The sequence below is a fragment of the Achromobacter sp. HZ34 genome (assembly GCF_002209485.1).
Taxonomy (GTDB): Bacteria; Pseudomonadota; Gammaproteobacteria; order Burkholderiales; family Burkholderiaceae_B; genus Bordetella_C.
The window spans coordinates 888863-909681 of record NZ_NJIX01000001.1; the positions used below are offsets into that span (position 1 = coordinate 888863).

Annotated in this window: 19 protein-coding genes; 5 read left to right on the forward strand and 14 right to left on the reverse strand. The window is 66.2% G+C overall.

The annotated features are described in order from the left end of the window. Positions 1-28: 28 nt before the first annotated feature. From CEY05_RS03745 to ggt, 3 genes are all read right to left on the reverse strand, one after another. A complete protein-coding gene (locus CEY05_RS03745; protein WP_088596022.1) occupies positions 29-823 on the reverse strand; it encodes an SDR family oxidoreductase in 795 nt (264 codons plus the stop codon). An 86-nt stretch (positions 824-909) separates the two neighbouring features. Continuing rightward, the gene (locus CEY05_RS03750; RefSeq protein WP_088596023.1) at positions 910-1131 is read right to left on the reverse strand and encodes a SlyX family protein; all 222 of its coding nucleotides are present in this window, start codon (positions 1129-1131) and stop codon (positions 910-912) included. A gap of 137 nt (positions 1132-1268) precedes the next feature. Continuing rightward, positions 1269-3035 carry a gamma-glutamyltransferase gene (ggt, locus tag CEY05_RS03755; protein ID WP_088596226.1) on the reverse strand — a complete coding sequence of 589 codons (1767 nt, stop codon included), beginning with the start codon at positions 3033-3035 and terminating at the stop codon, positions 1269-1271. Between the two features lie 390 nt (positions 3036-3425). Here ggt and CEY05_RS03760 point away from each other — a divergent pair, with 390 nt between their 5' ends. Then, entirely contained in the window at positions 3426-4724 is a 1299-nt protein-coding gene (locus tag CEY05_RS03760; RefSeq protein ID WP_143220271.1) for an MASE1 domain-containing protein, read from the forward strand. Between the two features lie 57 nt (positions 4725-4781). On the opposite strand, the gene CEY05_RS31950 is transcribed toward CEY05_RS03760, so the two are convergent. From CEY05_RS31950 to CEY05_RS03790, 6 genes are all read right to left on the reverse strand, one after another. Further along, positions 4782-6881, reverse strand: a complete 2100-nt coding sequence (locus tag CEY05_RS31950) for a hybrid sensor histidine kinase/response regulator (RefSeq protein ID WP_143220273.1) — start codon at positions 6879-6881, stop codon at positions 4782-4784. Positions 6882-7016: 135 nt separating this feature from the next. Beyond that, complete coding sequence (locus CEY05_RS03770; RefSeq protein ID WP_233161337.1) at positions 7017-8789, reverse strand: ABC transporter ATP-binding protein/permease; 1773 nt, start codon at positions 8787-8789, stop codon at positions 7017-7019. 65 nt (positions 8790-8854) lie between these two features. Next, entirely contained in the window at positions 8855-9616 is a 762-nt protein-coding gene (locus tag CEY05_RS03775; protein ID WP_088596027.1) for a phytanoyl-CoA dioxygenase family protein, read from the reverse strand. Between the two features lie 137 nt (positions 9617-9753). Further along, entirely contained in the window at positions 9754-10293 is a 540-nt protein-coding gene (locus CEY05_RS03780; RefSeq protein WP_088596028.1) for a chromate transporter, read from the reverse strand. Continuing rightward, complete coding sequence (locus tag CEY05_RS03785) at positions 10290-10904, reverse strand: chromate transporter (protein ID WP_088596029.1); 615 nt, start codon at positions 10902-10904, stop codon at positions 10290-10292. Before CEY05_RS03785 ends, CEY05_RS03780 begins: the two co-directional genes overlap by 4 nt. A 205-nt stretch (positions 10905-11109) precedes the next feature. Further along, the gene (locus CEY05_RS03790; protein ID WP_088596030.1) at positions 11110-12105 is read right to left on the reverse strand and encodes a tripartite tricarboxylate transporter substrate binding protein; all 996 of its coding nucleotides are present in this window, start codon (positions 12103-12105) and stop codon (positions 11110-11112) included. Between the two features lie 115 nt (positions 12106-12220). Between CEY05_RS03790 and CEY05_RS03795 the strand changes: the two genes are divergently transcribed. Next, positions 12221-13117, forward strand: a complete 897-nt coding sequence (locus CEY05_RS03795; RefSeq protein WP_088596031.1) for a LysR substrate-binding domain-containing protein — start codon at positions 12221-12223, stop codon at positions 13115-13117. Here the strand turns inward: CEY05_RS03795 and CEY05_RS03800 are convergent. Next, positions 13110-13514, reverse strand: coding sequence for a transcriptional repressor (locus CEY05_RS03800; RefSeq protein ID WP_088596032.1), 405 nt, complete (start codon positions 13512-13514; stop codon positions 13110-13112). The genes CEY05_RS03795 and CEY05_RS03800 overlap by 8 nt on opposite strands. Before the next feature lie 248 nt (positions 13515-13762). Here CEY05_RS03800 and CEY05_RS03805 point away from each other — a divergent pair, with 248 nt between their 5' ends. Continuing rightward, positions 13763-14866 carry an AI-2E family transporter gene (locus tag CEY05_RS03805; RefSeq protein WP_088596033.1) on the forward strand — a complete coding sequence of 368 codons (1104 nt, stop codon included), beginning with the start codon at positions 13763-13765 and terminating at the stop codon, positions 14864-14866. Positions 14867-14939: 73 nt separating this feature from the next. Here CEY05_RS03805 and CEY05_RS03810 read toward each other — a convergent pair whose 3' ends face one another. Continuing rightward, positions 14940-15734: a MetQ/NlpA family ABC transporter substrate-binding protein gene (locus CEY05_RS03810; RefSeq protein ID WP_088596227.1), complete on the reverse strand. Its 795-nt coding sequence runs from the start codon at positions 15732-15734 to the stop codon at positions 14940-14942. 104 nt (positions 15735-15838) lie between these two features. Beyond that, positions 15839-16513: a carbonic anhydrase gene (locus CEY05_RS03815; RefSeq protein ID WP_088596034.1), complete on the reverse strand. Its 675-nt coding sequence runs from the start codon at positions 16511-16513 to the stop codon at positions 15839-15841. A 119-nt stretch (positions 16514-16632) separates the two neighbouring features. Here CEY05_RS03815 and alkB point away from each other — a divergent pair, with 119 nt between their 5' ends. Further along, positions 16633-17391, forward strand: a complete 759-nt coding sequence (gene alkB / locus CEY05_RS03820; RefSeq protein ID WP_088596035.1) for a DNA oxidative demethylase AlkB — start codon at positions 16633-16635, stop codon at positions 17389-17391. Between the two features lie 98 nt (positions 17392-17489). On the opposite strand, the gene xerD is transcribed toward alkB, so the two are convergent. Continuing rightward, positions 17490-18404, reverse strand: coding sequence for a site-specific tyrosine recombinase XerD (xerD, locus tag CEY05_RS03825; RefSeq protein ID WP_088596036.1), 915 nt, complete (start codon positions 18402-18404; stop codon positions 17490-17492). Then, positions 18404-19375, reverse strand: coding sequence for a VTT domain-containing protein (locus CEY05_RS03830; protein WP_088596037.1), 972 nt, complete (start codon positions 19373-19375; stop codon positions 18404-18406). The genes xerD and CEY05_RS03830 overlap by 1 nt, the downstream gene beginning before the upstream one ends. A gap of 269 nt (positions 19376-19644) precedes the next feature. Here CEY05_RS03830 and CEY05_RS03835 point away from each other — a divergent pair, with 269 nt between their 5' ends. Continuing rightward, positions 19645-20799 (forward strand): metallophosphoesterase, encoded by a 1155-nt coding sequence (locus CEY05_RS03835; RefSeq protein ID WP_088596038.1) that lies wholly within the window; start codon positions 19645-19647, stop codon positions 20797-20799. The last annotated feature ends 20 nt before the right edge of the window (positions 20800-20819 follow it).

Genomic DNA, 20819 nt, shown 5'->3' on the forward strand with positions numbered 1-20819 from the left:
GCCACCCCCGCGATACCGCGCACGCGGTTTACATGGTCGGCGTGACGCCGCCATTCATGGGCACCACGACGCCGACCACGTAGCTGGCGCGCGCGCTGGTAAGGAACAGCGTGACGTCGGCCACTTCTTCCGGCTTGCCGTAGCGGCCCATGGGAATGCGCGACTGGCCGTCCTGCAAGGCCTGGTCCTTGCTGATGCCCAGGCGCTTGGATTCCACCTCCAAGGCCTGATCCACACGGCCGGTGTACGTCGGTCCGGGATTGATGGCGTTGATGCGGATGCCATGCTTCACGTAATGCTGGGCCAGGCCGATGGTGGACAGCATCAGCGCCGCGTTGGCGGAACCGCCCGCCACGTGGGTCACGGACGGCTGCTTGCCGCCGTTGCCGATGATGTTCACCACGCTGCCGCGCTGGCGGGTGCGCATGCGCTTGAGCACGGCGTCCTGCGTGTAGACGTAGGGAAAGAATTTGGCGTTCATCGCGGCCTGCCACTTTTCCGCGTCCAGCGTGTCGGGATCGTAGCGGCGCGCGGCGCCGGCACTGTTGACGAGGATCTCGATGGGACCCAGGTCGGCTTCGGCCTGGGCAACGGCGCGCTCGGCCTGGGCGGCGTCGGTCAGGTCGGCGGCGATGGCGATGACGCGGGCGCCATGTTGCGCATGCGGCGCCAATTGGGCCAGGGCCGCGTCCAGTCCGGGCTGGCCGCGCGCGATGATGGCCACGCTGACGCCTTCCGCCAGATAGGCCTGCGCCACGGCATGGCCGATGCCCTTGCTGCCGCCGGTAACGACGGCTACTTTGCCTTTGAGTTCGAGATCCACGCTCTGTCCACCTGATGTTGTGCTGTTATGTAGGATCGGCGCTGCCGCCGTGCCAGGAATCGTACACGCAAAGCCCTTCTGAAACCTTAATAATGGGGCGGAATTTCCTCTCGCAGCGTGGCCTGGCTGATGCCGCTGCCGGCCTGGTCCACCTGTTGCCGCATGTCGGCCAGTTGCCGCGCCAGGACGTCGATCTGGCGCTGTTGGCGCAAGATGACCTGATTGAGCTGCTCAAGCGTATCGTCCGCGAACGATGCCTTGATTTCGAGTTCGTCGATGCGACGAGAGAGTGCGTGGATGTCTTCCATATTCCGGATCGTGTAGATATCGCCGCGCCGAGGGGCGGGCGAATTGCCTCAGTTTATTCCCTCGCCGAAGCGCGGGAATGAATCCTGGCGTTGCGGCCGACCGGCCAGGATCTGGCGGTCGGCGTTGCGGGCCGCCCTCAATAGCCCATTGCCGCGCCCGCCGGACGGCGGGCGTCGTTGGCGCCATACAGGTAGCCTTCGCGTACCGTGCCCGACACGGCGGCATCGTTGCCCGAACTCGCGGCCGGCGCGCGGCTCAAGCCCGGCAGGCCCACCAGTATCAGCGCGGTCGCCCCCCAGGGCGTCTGTTCGACCAGTTTGTAGCCCATGCCGCGCAGCAGGGCCAGGGTGTCCGGCGACAGGCCGTAGGCCTCGTAGTAGAGCTCATCGGGCAGCCACTGGTGATGCACGCGCGGCGCATCCACTGCCTGCTGCGGGGCCATGCCGTGATCGATGATGTTGAGCGCGGTCTCCAGAATGATGGTGATGATGCGTGATCCCCCCGGCGACCCGAGCACCATATAAGTCTTGCCCTGCCAGGTCACCACCGTGGGCGCCATGGACGATAGCGGGCGCTTGCCCGGCGCGATGGCGTTGCGTTCGCCTTGCACCAGTCCATACATATTGCGGGCGCCCACCTTGGTGGTGAAGTCGTCCATCTCGTCATTGAGAAAGAAGCCCGTGCCCGGCGCGATCACGGTTGCACCGAAGCGGCCGTTGATGGTGTAGGTGGTGGACACCGCGTTGCCATCCTTGTCGATCACGGAGTAATGGGTGGTCTCAGGCTTTTCGTTGGGCACGAAATCCTGCACCGCGCCCTGCCCCGGTTGCACTTCGCCGGACGGCGTTGCGCGATCGCTTTCGATGCGTGCCCGGATGCGTGCCGCATGCGCGGGGCTGAGCAGGTCCGCCAGGGGATTGTCGACGAAAGCGGGATCGCCCAGCAGCGTATTGCGATCGACGTACGCATGGCGCATCGCTTCGGCCATGACGTGGACGGATTGCGCCGAACCGAAGCCCATGGCGCGCAGGTCGTAGCCCGACAAGACGTTCAGGATCTCGCACAGCGTGGTGCCGCCGGAACTGGGCGGCGGTGCGGACAGGAAGACGAAGCCGCGATAGGTGCAACGCAGCGGCTGCGTCTCGGTCACGCGATACGCGGCGAAATCCGCCGCACTGATTACGCCGCCGCCGGCCCGCGCCGCGGCTTCGACCGCCGCCGGAATGCGGCCCTGGTAAAAGGCGTCCGGCCCCTGCTCCGCGATCGCCTGCAGCGTGCGCGCCAGATCCGCCTGCACCAGACGATCGCCCGGTTGCAACGCGCTGCCGTCGGGCCGCAGGAAGATACGCGCCGCCTCCGCGTCCTTGCGGAAATACTTCACCCCCAGGTCCAGCAAGTCGGTATCCGCGCGCGTAAGCACGAAGCCGTCACGCGCCAGCGCGATGGCCGGCGCCATCACCTGCGAACGCGTCAGCCGGCCATACTGCTGGTGCGCGGTATCCAGGCCCAGCACGGTCCCCGGCACGCCGACGGCGCCATAACCGAGCAGGCTGGCGTTCGGGATCAGTTCTCCCTGCGCATCCTGGTACATGTCCGGACGCGCCCGTGCCGGCGCCATCTCGCGGAAGTTGATGAAGCGGTCACGCCCGTCGGCCAGATGCAGCGTCATGAACCCGCCGCCGCCGATATTGCCGCAGCAGGGATTGACCACCGCTTCCGCATACCCCACCGCGACGGCGGCATCGACGGCGTTACCGCCCTGCTTGAGGATATCGACGCCTACCCGCGCGGCCAGGGCCTGCGAACTGACCACCATGCCATTGCGTGCTTCGGCCGCCGGGAAGGACGCTGCCTGCGCGGGCCGCGCCAGGGGCCATACGCAAGCGCTGCCCAGGATGGCCATCCCCAGCAGCGGCGTGGCGACGGCACGGCCAAGACGATGCCACAGCGGGTGGGCATCCCTGGCTGGGCGGTCGAAGCGGATCGAATCCATGTATTCCTCGGATGGGGCGGCGAACGTGAACCTTAGCATCACCGCCGTGATTCTCCAGGTTTCCACGATGGCATCCTGTGGATGGTGACCCACGACGCGCACGACCTCGTGATCCGTGAACGTCGCAAGTCGGCGTAGATGCCGGATGTCGTTGCCTGTGGCGTGTATGACTGGGGCCGGCGTGAACTCCTTGGTGCTTTTACGCCTGGCGTTTTGGATTCCTGCATTGCTTCGCGATGAAGCTTGCCATACAGGCATCGCTTCGGTATCTTGCTTTTTTCCCTGACGATCTTCGTCCACGTGACATCAATATCCAATAACGTGGCGCGCAACGCTTTTTTTCTCCGCTTCGCTTTTACGCTCGCCTATGGGCTGCTGGCCGTGCTGTGCATGCGCCAACGCGATGCAGTGACGATGTCCACCCTGCTGTGGCCGCCCGCCGGCCTGCTGCTTGCCGCGCTGATGCTCAGTTGCCGCCGGCGTTGGCCGGGCTGGATGGCGCTGGCCGCCACGCTGCACATCGCCAGCGGCATCGTGGTGGCACAGCGCAGCGCCGCCGCCGCCATCGTTTTCGCACTGGGAGACCTGCTGCTGTGTGGCACGGTCGCCGCGCTCTGGCGCTGGCGCACCACCGACCGGCGCAGTCTGGCGCGTGTCGGCAGCGTGCTGTGGTTCATCCTGCCACTGGCCGTGGCCACCGTGGTGGGAGGCGGCGTGGTGGCGCAGGGACTGCACGCGGTCAATCACGACATCGATACGCATCACTGGTATATCTGGACCCAGGCCGCCTTCGTCGGCTGCCTGATCACCACGCCGCTGATCGTGGCCTGGTCGAACTGGCGCAGTCAGTCCATCATCGAACAGGACCTGCGCAATCTGTGGCTGGGGCTGGTGGCTGCCTTCGCCCTGTTGATCGGCACCACGCTGGTGTTCAACAAACAGTGGTCGGACTGGCTGTGGCAAGGCCGCCCTGCCGCGGATCTCACCTATGCACCGCTGGTGTTCCTGGCCTTCGTGGCGGTGGCCTGGGGCCAGGCAGGCTGCACACTGGTGGTCACCGGCCTGGCCATCGTCAGCGGTTCGTATACCCTCAGCGGGCTGGGTCCTTACGGTGGGATGGACGGCGTGCCCTTGGTGGCGATACAAGGCTTCCTGGGCGCGGCGGCGTTGCTGAGCCTGCTGCTGGGCGCGCTCAGCGCCGACCGGGAACGCGCGGCGCGCGAAGCCGTGGCCTGGAAGCAGCAACTGCAGGCGGCACTGCGCACCGGCCATCATCTGGCCTGGGAATTCTTCCCGGATTCGCAGAAGGTGACCTGGCTGGGCGATTTCCCTTCGGCCTACGGACCGGCCTGCCAGCCGGACACGACAGTCGAACAGTGGCTGTCCTATGTGCACGAGGACGACAGGGACAGGCTGTGGGCCTGGGTGCAAAGCACCGGCACGCCGGACGCCGCGCGCCGCATGCGCTTGTGGCTACGCTGCGCCGACAATGAGTACCACGAGGTGGAACTCACCGGTTCCGCCGTGCGCTTGCCCGACGGATCGGTGGCGTCAGTGACCGGGCTGCTCAGTCCCTGGGGCGATACCAGCTGGTTGTGAGGCTGCACAGGCGCAGTACCAAGGCGGGTTTATACGGCCAGCTTATACAGCCGGCTTCTACGACCGCGCTTCCTCCAACTCGCTTTCGATTTCCCGCAATGTCGCTTCGAACTCACGCAGCACCGTGGTCAGGCGGGATAGCAGTTCGGCGCGGTCGACCGTATCGTCGGACTCGGCGGCAGCCTGCTGCAGGGCCTTTTCCAACTGGCTGCCAGTGGTGATCACGGGCCAGTGTCCCAACATGCTCAAGGCGCCCACGCTGCGGTGCAGCCAGCGCGCCACCTGGCCGTAGAAGCCGGCGCACAAAGGCCCCCGTGCCTGCGCCAGGTCGTCACGTAGCAGCTGCACGGATTGCAGGGCGAAGCGACGTGCCATCAAGTTATCGCCGAACTGCGCCTGCAAGCCGTCCAGATCCAGGCCATGCAGCGGCGCCATGGCCATGGCGTCGTCCGCCACGGCGGCGGCGGCGGTGGCGGCGGTAGCGATGTCGCTACTGGCGGCCACGTCATCGCTGGCGCTGGGTTCGGGCAACCACTGAGCCAGCATATCGCGCAGGGCATCCAGCTTGATCGGCTTGTACAGGCAATCGTCGATCGCCTCGCAGAGGGCTGCCGCGGGCACCGCCCGTTCGGCCGTCGCGGTCATGGCCACGATGGGCAGGCGCTGCGTCGCACCGCGCGCGGTTTCGATTTCGCGCCAGGCGCGCGCCAGCTCGCCGCCATTCATCGGCGGCATCTGGCAATCGGTCAGCAACAGCGCATAGGTGCCCACCCGCAAGGCATCCAGGGCCGATGGCGCGTCTTCCTTCACATCGCAGACGAAGCCCAGCGTCATCAACTGGCGCCGCACCACCTCGCGGTTGATGGCATGATCGTCCACCACCAGGATGCGCAGCGGCCCAGCCGGGATCCCACCGGCTGCCACCGCCCCCGCAGCCCCGGCAACGCCTGCGACGCCTGCACCCACCGACACACCACGACCGGTCTCACTGCCAGCGTCGGCGACGTCCGCGCCACCACCGCCAACAGCGCCACCCGGCACCGCCACGGCCGAGCCCTGCAACCGCGACACCGCGCCGCCCGCCTCCAGGCTGGCATGCACTCGGGCATTCGTACGCACCCGCGAGGCCACCACCTGAAACCGCGGCGGCGTCCTGTCCACCCGATTGGTCACGCTATCGATGTCCAGGTCCAGCGTGACGGCCGGCTGCGGCGGTCCCGCCGTCACCACGAAGCGGCAGGCGAAGGTCGCCGTGGTGCCGTGGCCAGGCATGCTGTTCAAGGTAATGCTGCCGCCCATCAAATTGGCCAGGCGGTTGCTTACCGACAAGCCCAGGCCCGAGCCGCCGTAGCGCCGGCTGGTGGCCCCATCGGCCTGCCGATACGGCGCCATGACCTGCGCCAGCCTGTCATGCGCAATGCCGATGCCGGTATCGCTGACGCTGAAGCGCAGCCATTGGGCGTCGGCATCGCTACGGTCCACCGATACCGCCAGCGTGACCTGCCCCTGGTGCGTGAACTTGGCCGCGTTACTCACGAGATTGGACAGGATCTGCCGGATGCGCAGAGGATCGCCCTGCACTGCGCCGCTCACGTTGGCGTCCACGCGCAGCAAGGTGCGCACGCCACGGCGCCGCGCCGGTTCGCCGATCACCATGACGACGCTATGCACGATGGCGCGCAGGTCGACCGGCACCGATTCCAGGCTCATGCGATTCGCTTCGGCCTTGGAAAAATCCAGCACGTCATCGAGGATCTGCAGCAAGGCATTGGCGGCCGTATCCACCGCCGTCAACATCTGGCGCTGGTCGTCGTCCATCGCGCCGCGCCGCAACAAATCCAGCATGCCGATGATGCCGCTGAGCGGCGTGCGGATTTCGTGGCTCATGGTGGCGAAAAACGACGCCTTGGCCAGCGACGCGCTGTCGGCCAGGTCGCGCGCCGCCTCCAGGCGCAATTCGGCGGCGCGCCGGCGCGATACCTCGCGGCGCAATTGCACATAGGCCAGCGACAGCACCACGGCGAAGGCCAGTACCAACAGCATGGCCGGGAAGATCTCGCGCCAGAAGACGGCGACGGGAATCGATTGATCAAAGCCTGGCAGGTTCATGGGCATGGGCGTGTAGACGCGGCAATCGAGTTTAGCAACCGTTGTCACGCTGCCCCGAGTTTCTTCTTTTGCCTGACGTCGTCGTTGTTTTGGATAACGTAGCTGAGTAGCGTCATCCCCGCTCGCCGTTCCTTGCCCAGGCCCTTGCGGCCGATTTTGTGCGCTAATCCACAAACGCGCCTTTTACGCCGCCGCGTGCGCCATCCCCGTCAGGTTGCCCAATCCGGCCCGTGGTCCCACCCGCAATTCACGCGTATGGAAACGCGCCACCGTATCCCTGTGCGCCACGCTGATGATGGCGCTGTGCGGCAACTGGCGCACCAGCGCTTCATACAGGGCGCTTTCCGTATCGCCATCCAGCGAGGAAGTGGCTTCGTCCAGGAACAGGAAAGCCGGCTTCAGCAGCAAGGCGCGCGCGAACGACAGGCGCTGCTTCTCGCCCGGCGACAGGCGCAGGCTCCACGCTTCGCGCGCGTGCAGCTGGTCCACGTATTCCTCCAGGTGGCAGTCGCGCAAGACGCGCGCGCAATCGGCGTCGTCATGGTTCTGCGGGTCGTCCGGATAGCACAGCGCATCCTTCAGGTCACCGTCGGGCACGTAGCTGACCTGCGGCAGGAACAAGGCCAGCCGCGCCTGCCCTGCCGCCCCCGCCTCATTGCGCGGCATGGTCACCTCGCCGCCGGCATAGGGCCACAAGCCCGCCAGCGTCCGCAGCAGCGTGCTCTTGCCGCTGCCGGACGGCCCGCGCACCAGCCAACGTTCGCCCGGCTGGATGGTGAAGTCCGTCGGCACCGCCAGGGGGCGGCCGTCCGGCCGGCTGACTTCCAGTGCGGCCGCGCGCACCTCGGCGCCAGTGGACAAGCGCAAGGCGCTGGCCTCGGGCTCGTCCAGGCGCCGGCTGAATTCGCGCAGACGATTCACCGTGGCGCGCCAATCGGCCAGCGTCGAGTAGCTGTTGATGAACCACGAACAGGCCGTGCTCACCTGGCCGAAGGCATCGCTCAGCCGCATCAGCACGCCGATGGTGAATGCGCCCGCGAAGTAGCGCGGCGCCGCCGCCATCAAGGGAAAAATCAGCGCCGCCTGGGCGTAGATGGAACTGGCCAGCATCAGGCGCTTGGTGTAGCGCATGACTTCGCGCCAGTTGGCACGGATCGCGCCGAAGGCCACGCGTGCGCGCGCCCCTTCGATATTGCCGCCGTCGTAGAACGCGATCTGCTCGGCGTTCTGGCGCAGGCGCACCAGCAGCACGCGAAAATCCGCTTCCACCCGCTGTTGCCGGTAGTTGACGCCGATCAGCCCGCCGCTGACCTTCTGGATGACCCACGACCCCACCACGGCATACACGATGGCCACCCACACCATATAGCCGGGGATGCTCGCGCCATGGCCGAACAGCGTGAAACTCAACGTCCCGGACAGCACCCACAGGATGGTGACGAAGGAAAAGAAGGTGACCACCGTCGACAGCAGGTCCAGCGACAAGGCCAGCGAGTTGGATGCCAGGCTGCGCAAGTCCTCGGCGATCCGCTGGTCCGGGTTATCCAGCGTGTGATCGCGCTCCAGGCGGTAGTAGGTATCGCTGCGCAGCCACCGCGCCATATAGACATCGGTCAGCCACTGGCGCCAGCGGAACTCCAGCCCTTGGCGTACATAGATCTGCGCGGTGGACATCAGGATGAAGAACACCGCCAGCACCGTGAATACCAGCAGCAGATGCTTGAATGCGGGGAAATCGTGCTTTTCGATCGCGTCGTAGAAGGCGGCGAACCAGCTATTGATGCGAACGTTGACGTAGACGATGGCAAGATTCAGCAGCACCACCAGCGCCAGCATGGCGCGCGCGCGGTGCCGTTGTTCGGAAAACCAGAAGGGCCGGATCAAGGCCCAGGTCCCGTGTGCCTTGTCACGCGGCAGCGCGGCGCCGCCCATCTTCTGAATGGAGGCTGAATTCATCGTGTCGTCCTGAGGTCTGGCCAGCAGGTATGACCGTGCGCCAGGACTTAGGTTTCACGATTTTTTTATCCTAGCGCCACTTCAGGCTTGGACGCCGAACGGGTGCCCGGGCGCGGCCGCGTGTTGGCGGCGTGATAGGTATGCACCACCGACAGCTTCACCGCATCGCTCTGGTTGCGTCCCGCCGCATGCAGCGTGCGGCAGTGGAAGAACAGCACGTCGCCCGGCTCCAGCTCGGGCGAGATGGCCTGGGCGATCAGGGCCTGGTTTTCCGGCAGGTCCTCGCGCAGGAATTGCGCCTCGTCGAAGCGTTCCGGCGCCAGGCTCATCGCATGCGAACCGGGTACCAGCCACAGCGCGCCGTTGTAGGCGGTTTCCGCGCCCAGGGCCAGCCACGTGGAAACCAGGTCTTCCTTGTCGAAGGACCAATAGCGGATGTCGCGATGCCAGCCGGTCAGGCTGCCGTAGCGCGGATGCTTGGTCATGACGCAGTTGTGATGCGCGCGCGACAGCACGACGGACTCACCGAAATAGGCTTGCAGGGACGCCGCCACGGCCGGGTCCGTGGCCCAGGCCGCATAAGCCGGGTCGCGCGCATAGGCATCGAGCAGGCGCCGCACCGTGCCGCCGCCCTCCGCGTTGCGCGAAACCGGCGCGCCCGGATAGCGCAGGTCGGCTTCGTATTCCAGCGGTGAATGCGCCTGCGCCAGCTGCGTTTCGGCAAGCTGGCGCAAGGCCACGCGGCGTTCAGGGGCCAGGAACTGCTTGGCGATGACAAAACCCTGCTCACGCAGGGTTTCGATTTGAGAGGCATTCAACGGCGACATGGATACTGCCAGGGGGGAATGAGGGCTTACGTATTCTACGACCGCTTCAGCCCTTGCATGCCACCGTCCTCAAGCAAATATTGACGGACCGCAATGCAGGGGCGCTACGAGGGCAGCGAAAACGATCGCGGCCACGCTCAGAACAAGCCGCCGAAGACCAGCCCGGCCACCGCACCCCCCAGCAGCAGCCACAGAGGATGCAGCTTGGTACGCCAGCCCAGCAGCGTCGACACCACCGCGATCACCAGCAGCAGCACATTGGTCACGGACGCCACGGTGATCAAGACGCCGCTGGCCGCCACCAGCCCCACGGTCATGGGAAAAATGCCCTGCTGCGCGATCACGCGCCACGGACGGTCCTTGAACTTCTCCCACAAGCGCAACACCAGGATGGTCACCAGCGCGGGCGGCACGAACTTGGCCGCGCTGGAAACCAGCATGCCGCCCCAGCCGGCCACGTGCCAGCCCACCAGCGGCACGATCATCAGATTGGGCCCGGGCGCGGCCTGCGCCAGGGCGAACAGCGAGGTGAAGGTCTCGGCCGACATCCAGTGATGGACGTCCACCACCTGGCGCTGCATTTCGGGCAGGATGGTCATGCCCCCACCGAAGGAGATCAGCGACAGCTGGGTGAACAGGGTGAAGAGATCCCACAGGGTCTGCAAGGCGGCGCTCATCGACGCAACCTCCACGTTCCCAGGATGCTGAGCGGCGTCAGCACCAGCATGGTCGGCACCAGCGGCAGGCGCAGCACCGCGATGGCCACGAAACAGGCCACCACGATCACGGCGCCCCAGGCGTTCTTGAGGATGGGCTTGCCGATCTTCAGGGCCATCGAGATCACCAGGCCCGCGGCAGCGGCGGCCAGGCCGGCGAACAGATGGCGCACATGCGGGTCATGCTGGTAATGATCATAGACAACGCCCAACGCCAGCACGACGATGGTGGGCACCAGCACGAAGCCCGTCAGCGCCAGCACCGCGCCGACCACGCCGCGAAAACGCATGCCCAGCGCCACCGCCAGATTCATGATGTTGCCCCCCGGCAGGAACTGGCACAGGCCCAGCATGGTGGTGAACTCTTCGCTGGACAGCCAGCGGTGCTTCTCCACGACCATGCGCCGGACCAGGGGCAGCGCCCCGCCGAAGGCGGTCATGCCCAGCACGAAAAAGCCCCAGAACAATTGGCTCAGTGTGGGAGGGGGTGCCAGGTCGGCGTCCGGGCTGGTGGGAGAAACAGGGGGAACGGTGGAATCCGGAGAAACTGGAGGGGGCGTGGAGGCGCTCATGCCGACGATCTTCCTTGCGCGGTCGGGGGTATCAGGGTCTAGCGGCAAGCCAGGCCAGCTAAGCCGTAAGTCTTATGTATTATATAAGACCCAAGAATCCCATGACCAGCGCCGGGCGCAAAAAAACGGGGCGGCCAAAGCCGCCCCGCCACACCGATAGTACTCGCCGCCAGGGCGAGCACCCATCATCCGAATCGATCCGGTATCACTCCGCCTTGATGTTCGCCGCCTTGATCACCTTCGACCACTTGGCGGTTTCCGTGACGACGAACTTGCCGAAGTCGGCGGCGCTGCCCGGCGTGGCCGAGGCGCCCAGATCCGCCAGGCGCTGCTTCACGGTGGCATCCGCCAGCGCCTGGTTCAGGGCCGCGTTCAGCTTCTCGATGACAGGTGCCGGCGTGCCCTTGGGCGCGTTCAGGCCCCACCACACGGAAGCGGCGGAATTGTCCAGGCCCAGCGATTTCACGGTGGGCACGTCCGGCAGCAAGGAAGCGGGCTTGTCGTCCATCACGGCCAGCGCGCGCATCTTGCCCGACTTGATGTGGGCAATGACTTCCAGCGGGTTGATGGCCATGAAATTGATGCGGCCGCCCAGCAGATCGGTAATGGCCGGCGCGCCGCCCTTGTAAGGCACGTGCAGCGCGTCGAACTTGCCGTCGGCCTTGAGCAATTCGCTGGCCAGGTGGCCGGAGCTGCCGTTGCCGGCCGTGCCGAAGGTCAGCTTGCCCGGGTTGGCCTTGCCGTACTCGATCATTTCCTTCAGCGTCTTGAATTGCGAATCAGCCGCCACCACTACGACCAGCGGCGCGTAGCCGATGGCACCCACCGGCACCAGGTCATTGGCCGGATCGAAAGGCAGCTTGGCGAACAGCGAGGAATTGCTGGCCAGCGACGGCGACGAGGTCAGCAGCGTATAGCCGTCGGGCTGGGCGCGCGCCACCAGGTCCATGCCAATGTTCGTGGCGCCGCCGGGACGGTTGTCGACGATGATGCTTTGCTTCAGCGTCTCGCCCATTTTCTGGGTGATCAGGCGGGTGACGATGTCCACCGCGCCACCGGGTGCGTAAGGCACCACCACGCGGACGGGCTTGGAAGGATAGCTGTCTTCAGCGTGGCTCAGGGCGGGAACGCCAGCGGCGATAAGGGCAGTGGCCAGGCCGAGCCCGCGAATCATCCGGGCGAGCAGAGGGCTGCGTTGCATGCTTTTGTCTCCATGGAGCATTGAAAATTTCTTCTTGGGCTTGATGGTGCCTGCGAAGGACTGATATCGTCCAATACTTTTTCCAGCGCCAATTTATAGGTTTTCCAGATAATTCATGGATTTTCGCCAGCTGCGCTACTTCGTCACGGTCGCGGAAGAACTCAGTTTCAGCGCCGCCGCCCGCCGCCTGCACATCAGCCAGCCGCCCTTGAGCACGCAGGTCAAGGCGCTGGAAGAGGAATTAGGGACGGCACTATTCGCCCGCAACAACCGCAATGTCGCGCTGACCGAGGCAGGCCGGCTGTTCCTCGACCAGGCCCGCCGGGCGCTGCTGCATCTGGAACGGGCCAGCGACGTGGTGCGCCAGGCCATCCGCGGAGAGGCGGGCGAGATCCGCATCGCGTTCACGGCGTCGGTGCCCATGTTCGAGGCATTTCCGCGCCTGGTGCAGGACTTCCGCGGGCGCCATCCCGCCGCCCGCGCGGATCTCATCCACATGTCCACCGGGCAGCAGTTGCAGGCCCTGGCGGAGAAAACCATAGACGTGGGCTTCCTGCGCCCTTCCATCCTGTTCTGCCCGCCATCCAATATCCGCGTGCTGCGCCTGTGGCGTGACCGCTTGATGGCGGTGCTGCCCGCCAGCCATCCGCTGGCCGCGCAAACGGAGCCGGTGCCGCTGTCCGCCTTGTCCGAGGACACCTTCATCCTGTTCCCGCGCGGCCTGGGCTGCGGCCTGTTCGAGCACGTGACGGTGCTGGCCAGCCGCTCGGGGTTCGCGCCCCACATCGGCCAGGATGCGCGCGAGGGGGCCACCATCATCGGCCTGGTGGCGGCGGGGATGGGGATTTCCATCCTGCCGGAAACCTACGCCAGGACCGGTATTCCCGGCGTGGTCTACCGTCATCTGGAAACCGACGATGCGGCCAGTGAAATCCTGCTGGCGCACCGGTCGGATGACGCCTCACCGCTGCTGGGCCGTTTTTTCTCCATGGCCGAGGACAGCCTTACTTAGGGATGCCGAACAGCGTGATGGTGTGGTCGGTAAGCGTATAGCCCATTTCGTCGGCGATCTTCTGCAGGCGTTTTTCGATCTGCGGGTCGTAGAATTCCTCCACCTCGCCCGTCGTGGTGCTGACCAGATGGCCATGATGGCGTTCGCCGTCGTTCAGTTCGAACACGGCTTTGTTGCCACCCAACTGGCTGCGCTTGAGCAGGCCGGCATGCTCGAACTGCGTCAGCACGCGATACACCGTGGCCAGGCCCATCTCCACGCCGTCATTGAGCAGCAGCCGGTAGACATCTTCGGCGCTCAGGTGACGTCGCTCGCTGTTGTTGAACAGATCGAGGATTTTCATTCGGGGGAATGTGACCTTCAGGCCGATTCCCTTCAGATCCACTGAGTCGCTCATTTGTATCTCCGCGTGGTCAGTCGAGGCAGCTTTGGTCCTCCGGGGTCACGGGGCGACCGGCGTAATCCGGGCTGGCCCGGGGTGTTCCGGGGTGTCCCGGGGTGACCGTTCGACAGTATCCATCGAAGCCCTCCAGCGCGCCAGCCCGGCCGTTCCCCATTTAATGGCATGATGCGTGTACGGCCGCCCGTCCCTACCCCGCTCCGCGCCTGCGCGCGGGCCGGTCGGGCCACCTTCCCGGGAATTTCATGAATTCGACCACCCTGCATCACCGTACCTTCCTTACCCTGCTGGTTGCCGTATCCATCGCGTTCTGCTGGATACTCTTCCCCTACTACGGCGCCATCTTCTGGGGCACCATACTTGCCATCATCTTCGCGCCCATGCAGCGGCGGCTGGTGGCCAGGCTGGGCAAGCGGCGCAATCTGGCCGCGCTCATCACCCTCCTGCTATGTATCGTGCTGGCCATTCTGCCGGTGGTGGTCATCACCGGCTCGCTGGTGCAGGAAGGGGCCGTGCTGTACCAGCAGGTCAAGTCCGGCAACCTGAATTTCGGCAACTACTTCCAGCAGGCGATGGCCGCCCTGCCGCCCTCCGTTCACAGTCTGCTGGACCGCTACGACCTGTCCGACATCAGCAGCCTGCAGGACAAGCTGAGCTCCGGCGCGATGCAGGCCAGCCAGTTCCTGGCCACCAAGGCCTTCAGCATCGGCCAGGACACGTTCCAGTTCGTCATCAGCTTCGGCATCATGCTCTATCTGCTGTTCTTCCTGTTGCGCGACGGCAGTACGCTGGCGCGCCGGGTGACGCAGGCGATTCCCATGAGCGAGGCCTACAAGCAGCATCTGGCGCGCAAGTTCACGACGGTGATCCGCGCCACCGTCAAGGGTAACGTCGCCGTGGCGGCGACGCAGGGCCTGCTGGGCGGCCTCGCATTCTGGGTGCTGGGCATCCAGGGCGCCCTGCTGTGGGGCGTGTTGATGGGTTTCCTGTCGCTGCTGCCGGCCGTGGGCGCGGCGCTGATCTGGGTGCCGGTGGCCGCCTACTTCCTGCTGACCGGCGCGCTGTGGCAAGGCATAGGCTTGACCGCTTTCTGCGTGCTGGTCATCGGCATGGTGGACAACATCCTGCGGCCCCTCCTGGTGGGCAAGGACACCAAGCTGCCCGATTGGCTGATCCTGATTTCCACGCTGGGAGGCATGGCGCTGTTCGGCCTGAACGGCTTCGTCATCGGCCCCCTGGTGGCGGCGCTGTTCACCGCCGTATGGGACCTGTTCGCCTCGAACGGCGAAGCGCTGCCCTCGGGCGAAACGCTGGACGTCGGCGCCATGCCGCCGCCCGACGAGAAATAAGGCCGCCACCCCGGACTGGCCGGCCGGAGCATGCCCACGACTGGGCACGCCCCGGCTTATGCAGCGTTATCGCCTACGCCTGCCAGGGGAAGTCGATGAGGTCGCCGTACAGGCGCCGCAAGGTGGCCTTGACCTCGGGCGATTGCTGGTAGATGCCGATGAACTTCAGCAGGCGCGCATCCTCCGCCCGATTGGGCAGCGTCACCCAGCGGATGGCGTAGCGCCGCACATTGGCGGGGTCGTTGTTGTCGAAGGCCAGGCCGTCCTTTTCGTCAAGGCCGCCATGCTTGGCGAAGGTCGTGTAGGTGACCGATGCGGTGACATCGTCGAAGGTGCGCGAAGCCTGCGAGCCTTCGATGGACACGAACTTGAGCTTGTGCGGATTGTCCGTGACGTCAAGCAAGGTAGCTTTCTCCGCCACGCCCTCTTTCAGCCGGATCAGGCCCATGGCCTGCAACAGCAGTAGCGCGCGGCCCGTGTTCACCGGGTCGGCCGGGATGCCGATGGAAGCGCCATGCGGCATGGCGTCGCCGCGCTTGAGCTTCTTCGAGAACAGCCCGATGGTGGTCGAATAGCCATAGGCGATCGGCACCAGGTTCTGGCCGCGGCTCTTGTTGAACAGGTCGAGAAAAGGCGCATGCTGGAAATAATTGACGTCCAGCGAGCCCTCGGCCACGCCCACATTGGGCATCACCCAATCGGCCAGCTCGACCAGCTTGGCCTGCACGCCCTGCGCGCGCGCCTGGTCGATGGCGATTTCGGTGGCCTCGTTGGCCACACTGGGAATCACACCGATGCGCAGGGGCGCGTTCTGCGCCAGCGCCAGCCGGGACGCGCCCAGCAGGGGCAAGGCGGCAGCCGCGCCCATGGCGGTCAGCAGGCTGCGCCGCGTGGGTTGTACGACTCGCTGTACAACCCGCTGCACAAGCTGCGTCTCCGGCTGCTGCATGGGCTGGACCCGACGATCCTGCTTCATGCGCCCTCGCTGTCCTGCGGCACGGGGGTATCGCCGCAGGGATGGAATTCGCCGGTGGCGGGATCACGCACGAACAGCAGGCCGGTGGCCACGCCGAAATACGCGCCATGCAGTTCCAATTCGCCACGCTGCACGCGCTGGCGGATATAAGGGAACGTCATCAGGTTGTGCAGGCTGTGTTCGACCACGGCCAGTTCCAGCAGGCGCAAGTCGCCGGCGCGGTCCTTGCCGGTGAAATTCAGCTGGTTGGCGGTGCCGCTGATCTGCGACATCCACTTGCCGATGAAATCGCCCTTCGCCAGGGGTTCGGCGTCGTCGTAGTAGGAACGGATGCCGCCGCAGGAGGCGTGGCCCATCACCACGATGTGCTTCACGTTCAAGCCGTTGACGGCGAATTCGATGGCCGAGCTGGTGCCGTGGTAGTGCGAGTCGGGCTCGTAAGGCGGCACCAGGTTGGCGACGTTGCGCAGCACGAACATCTCGCCGGGGCCGGCGTCGAAAATCAGTTCGGGCGCTACGCGCGAGTCACAGCAGCCGATCACCATGATTTCCGGATTCTGGCCCTTTTCGGCCAATTGACGGAAACGGGTGCGTTCGTCGGGGAACCGGCCGGTAAGGAAGGCCTGGTAGCCGGAGGAAAGACGATCGGGAAAGGAAGGACTGTTATTCATAGCGGTGACCTTTGAATTGGACCCGGAGGTACCAGATGGACCGCATTTTACCGGTCCGCTCGTCAAGGCGCCGCAAAAGCCGGCGTGGCGAGCAGGGTTGCCGGCCGTAAAATCGCCGGATGCCACCCGACATCCCCATCGACGCTGAGCAGCGCGCCTGCCCGGACACCGCGCCGGCGCGTGATGGCGCGCGGGCGCAGCCAGCCGCGTCCGGCAGTGGCCAACGCAGCGGCCACCTGTTTGGCGATCCCGATGACGAGGCACCCTGGGAGGAGGCCATCGCGCCGGGCGCGGTGCTGTTGCGCCGCCATGCCAGTGCCCAGGCCGAAGCGCTGCTGGCCGCCGCGCGCCAGGTGGTCGCCACGGCACCGCTGCGCCATCTGGTCACGCCGGGCGGCAAGACCATGTCGGTAGCCATGACCAATTGCGGTGACTGGGGCTGGGTATCGGACCGGCGCGGGTATCGTTACGACCCGGTCGATCCTGCCAGCGGCCGTCCCTGGCCGCCCATGCCGGATATTTTCCTGGAAGTGGCACGGGGTGCCGCCGAGCGGGCCGGCTACCCGGGGTTCGCGCCGCAGGCCTGCCTGATGAACCTGTACCGCCCCGGCACCCGGCTGACCTTGCACCAGGACCGCGACGAACTGGACCTGGCCGCGCCCATCGTGTCCGTGTCGCTGGGTCTGCCGGCGATTTTCCTGTTCGGCGGCCTGCAACGCAGCGACCGCACGCGGCGCTTTCCCTTGCACCATGGCGACGTCGCCGTCTGGGGCGGTCCCTCGCGCCTTGCCTTCCACGGCATCGCGCCCCTGGCCGAAGGCCATCATCCCGCGACCGGATCGGTACGCGTCAACCTGACATTCCGCAAGACACGTTGACAGGCCGACCCGCCACTGACCGATAGTCCGATAACCTGCCGGACGTCCCGACCACGATGCCGGCGAAGGCGCCCTGGGCGCCATTCCCCGACGCTCGGTCACCCGCGCGGGTGATGCTGCGAATGCAGCGTCTTCAATCGTTCTCGCGCGACGTGGGTGTAGATCTGCGTGGTGGAGATGTCCGCATGCCCCAGCAGCAGTTGCACCACCCGCAGGTCGGCGCCGTGATTCACCAGGTGCGTGGCGAAGGCGTGCCGCAGCACGTGCGGCGAAATGGGCGCGTGGATATCCGCCTCTTTCGCATAGCGCCCGACGATCAGCCAGAAGTTCTGGCGATGCATGCCCTCCCCCCGCACCGTCAGGAACAGCGCATCCGACGGCCGCCCCTTGGACAGCAGCGGCCGCGCCTCGCGGACATAACGGTCGACCCAATGCGCGGCCTCGGCGCCCAATGGCACCAGGCGGTCCTTGCCGCCCTTGCCGCCGACCACCCGCACTACCCCTTCGTTCAGGTTGACGTCCAGCAGCCCCAGTCCGACCAGCTCGGACACGCGCAAGCCGGTGGCATACAGCGTTTCCATCATGGCCTTGTCGCGCAGTCCCAGTTCCGTCAACGGTTGGGGCGCGGCCAGCAAGGCGTCCACCTGCGCTTCGCTCAGGGTCTTGGGGCTGCGCATGGGTTGCCGGGCCGAGCGCACCGCCAGGCAGGGATCCTGCGCCACCCGGTGCTCGCGCATGGCCCATTGGAAGTATCGGCGCAACGCGGCCAGGCGGCGGTTGGCCGTGGTCGGCCGCGTGTCGCGATGGACCGCGGCGAACCAGGCCTCGATATCGCCCCCTTCAGCCTGCGTCAGGCCCCGGCCCGCGTGGCCGCGCAACCAGACGTCGAAGCTGGCCAGGTCGCTCCGGTAGGCATTCAGGGTATTGCGCGCCAGGCCGTCCTCCAGCCACAGCGCATCGAGAAAATCCGCGATGCCTGGATCGACGTCCGTACGGCTTTGAATGGAATCCATCAAGCGGCTGGCGCCGCATTCGCGCCGGCGTCATTGTCGTTGGCGGCCTGCGCGCTTTGGCTGCGCGCCAGCCAGGCGTTGTAGCCGCCCGCCAGCGCCCAGGTATTGCGGTAGCCGGCCTTGTGCAGCTTGGCGGCCAGCACGGCGGCGGAGATTTCATCCGGGCAGGCGCAATACACGACGATGCGCGCGTCCAGAGGCCACGCATGCGGGTGGGTATTGATGGGATCGTGCGGATCGAACATGACGGCGCCCGGCAAGGGGTTCTCGCCGCCGGCCCGCACGTCCAGCAACACCACGTCGCAGCCGTCTTCCTTCGCGGTCTGCCAGGCATCCAGCTCATCCAGCGTCACGCGGGGCACGTGGCTCAGGCGTGCCACCGTGAAGCGGCGGCGGAAGATGCGATAGGTCAGGTACAAGGCCAGCGCCACGCCCACCACGCCCAGGCCATAAGCGCCATAGCGGCCCAGCGCGTCCAGCACCTGCGCCAGCATGTCGTTGAAGACCGCGCCGATGACCATGGCCGAACCCGCCCACAGCAGGGTGCCGGCACCGTCGAAAGCCAGGAAGCGGCGCATCGGCAGGCGCGTCAGGCCGGACATCACCGTGGACAAGGCGCTGGCGCCCGGCAGGAACTTGGCCACCAGCAGGATGGCCGGGCCGGTGCGCAGATAGAGCGACTGCGTCTGGCGAATGCAGGAATCGCGCGACAGCGACACGCGGCACACCGTGCCCAGCAGGCCCCCGCCGTAGCGCCTGCCGCCGTAGTACCAGGCGGTGTCGGCGATCAGGCTGCCTGCCAGGGCGGCGAACAGCACCGCCTGCCAGGACATGTCGTGATGCACGATCATGGCGCCGGCCACGATCAGGATGGGATAGGCCGGCAGCGGCAGCCCCGCCTGCTCCAGCAGGACGTTGGCGAAAACCAGCAGCGGCCCGTACGTTTGCAACAGGGTCTGGATGTCTTTCACAGCGATCTCGATGTTCTTCAGTGCAATGCCGGCGGCGGGAGCCAGGGAGCAGCCCGCGCCAACGAAAGTCGGCCTGGCCGCCCTGGGGGCCGGCTCTCCGGCTCTCCGGCAATCCGACGATCCGACGATCCGACGATCCGGCGATCCGGCGATCCGGTGCGCGGGCGGCACGGCGGTCCCGTCCGAGCGCGGCACGCCGCCACCATACCGCATAATTGGGGGCACGCCGATGGATTTTCAATCGGCAATCCATTTGAGCAGGGAGCGCCATGCGCCGCTACATCTTCCTCATCCGTATCATCTTCGTCGGGGTCCTGGCTCATGCCTATGTCGGGGCGCGCCTGATCCCCGACGCCCCCATCAGCCCGGCCGCACAGTGGGCCGCCGTCGCTTTCCTGGTGCTGTCCTGCCTGGTGATTCCGGCCGGCTTCCTCAGCCGCCGCCTGCCGCGCCGCCTGTCCGAAGGGTTCGGCTGGATAGGCCTGCTGCTGATGGGGTATTTCTCATCGCTGTTCGTGCTGACCTTGCTGCGCGATCTGCTGTTGCTGGCCATATGGGTAACCGGCGCCGCATCCGGGCGCGCCCTGCCCGGCGCCGGTACGCTGGCCGAGACCGCCATTGCCGTGCCCCTGCTGGCGCTGTGCAGCAGCCTGGTCGGCCTGTACAACGCGCGGCGGCGGGCGCCGGTGCGGTCGGTGGACGTGCCGATCGCCGGGCTGCCGGCCGGGTTGCAGGGTTTCACCATTGCGCAGATCACCGACGTGCACGTGGGTCCGACCATCAAGGGCCGTTACGTCGATGCCATCGTGGACGCCGTCAATGCCCTGCAGGCCGATCTGATCGCCGTCACCGGCGACGTGGTGGACGGCAGCGTGGCGCGCCTGGCGGCCCATACCCGGCCGCTGGGGCGGCTGCAGGCAAGGCATGGTGCCTACCTGGTGACCGGCAACCACGAGTATTACTCCGGCGCCGACGCCTGGGTGGCGGAATTCGAGCGCCTGGGTTTGAACGTGCTGTTGAACCGCCACGTGGTGATCGACCACGCGGGGGCGCGGCTGGTGGTCGCCGGCGTGACGGACTACGGTGCCGGCGCCTACGATCCGGCGCAGGAAAGCGATCCGGCCAAGGCACTCGCTGGCGCGCCGGCTGACGCCAATGTGCGGATCCTGCTGGCGCACCAGCCCCGCACGGCGTTTGCCGCCGAACCGGTGGGATATACGCTGCAGCTGTCCGGCCATACGCATGGGGGCCAGTTCCTGCCGTGGAATTTCTTCGTACGGCTGCAGCAGCCTTTTACTGCCGGTCTGCGGCGGCTGGGGCGGCTATGGGTCTATACCAGCCGCGGCACCGGGTATTGGGGGCCGCCCAAGCGAATCGGCGCGCCTTCGGAGATTACGCATATCCGGCTGGTAGCAGCGCGCTGAGAAAGAAGCGCGAGAACATC

Coding starts and splice junctions, on each gene's coding strand:
- alkB (WP_088596035.1), top strand. CDS start 16,633: ATGCCACCCGACATCCCCATCGACGCTGAGCAGCGCGCCTGCCCGGAC.
- CEY05_RS03805 (WP_088596033.1), top strand. CDS start 13,763: ATGAATTCGACCACCCTGCATCACCGTACCTTCCTTACCCTGCTGGTT.
- CEY05_RS03780 (WP_088596028.1), bottom strand. CDS start 10,293: ATGAGCGCCGCCTTGCAGACCCTGTGGGATCTCTTCACCCTGTTCACC.
- CEY05_RS03785 (WP_088596029.1), bottom strand. CDS start 10,904: ATGAGCGCCTCCACGCCCCCTCCAGTTTCTCCGGATTCCACCGTTCCC.
- CEY05_RS03835 (WP_088596038.1), top strand. CDS start 19,645: ATGCGCCGCTACATCTTCCTCATCCGTATCATCTTCGTCGGGGTCCTG.
- xerD (WP_088596036.1), bottom strand. CDS start 18,404: ATGGATTCCATTCAAAGCCGTACGGACGTCGATCCAGGCATCGCGGAT.
- CEY05_RS03750 (WP_088596023.1), bottom strand. CDS start 1,131: ATGGAAGACATCCACGCACTCTCTCGTCGCATCGACGAACTCGAAATC.
- CEY05_RS03790 (WP_088596030.1), bottom strand. CDS start 12,105: ATGCAACGCAGCCCTCTGCTCGCCCGGATGATTCGCGGGCTCGGCCTG.
- CEY05_RS03815 (WP_088596034.1), bottom strand. CDS start 16,513: ATGAATAACAGTCCTTCCTTTCCCGATCGTCTTTCCTCCGGCTACCAG.
- CEY05_RS03775 (WP_088596027.1), bottom strand. CDS start 9,616: ATGTCGCCGTTGAATGCCTCTCAAATCGAAACCCTGCGTGAGCAGGGT.
- CEY05_RS03795 (WP_088596031.1), top strand. CDS start 12,221: ATGGATTTTCGCCAGCTGCGCTACTTCGTCACGGTCGCGGAAGAACTC.
- CEY05_RS03770 (WP_233161337.1), bottom strand. CDS start 8,789: ATGAATTCAGCCTCCATTCAGAAGATGGGCGGCGCCGCGCTGCCGCGT.
- ggt (WP_088596226.1), bottom strand. CDS start 3,035: ATGGCCATCCTGGGCAGCGCTTGCGTATGGCCCCTGGCGCGGCCCGCG.
- CEY05_RS03810 (WP_088596227.1), bottom strand. CDS start 15,734: ATGGGCGCGGCTGCCGCCTTGCCCCTGCTGGGCGCGTCCCGGCTGGCG.
- CEY05_RS03800 (WP_088596032.1), bottom strand. CDS start 13,514: ATGAGCGACTCAGTGGATCTGAAGGGAATCGGCCTGAAGGTCACATTC.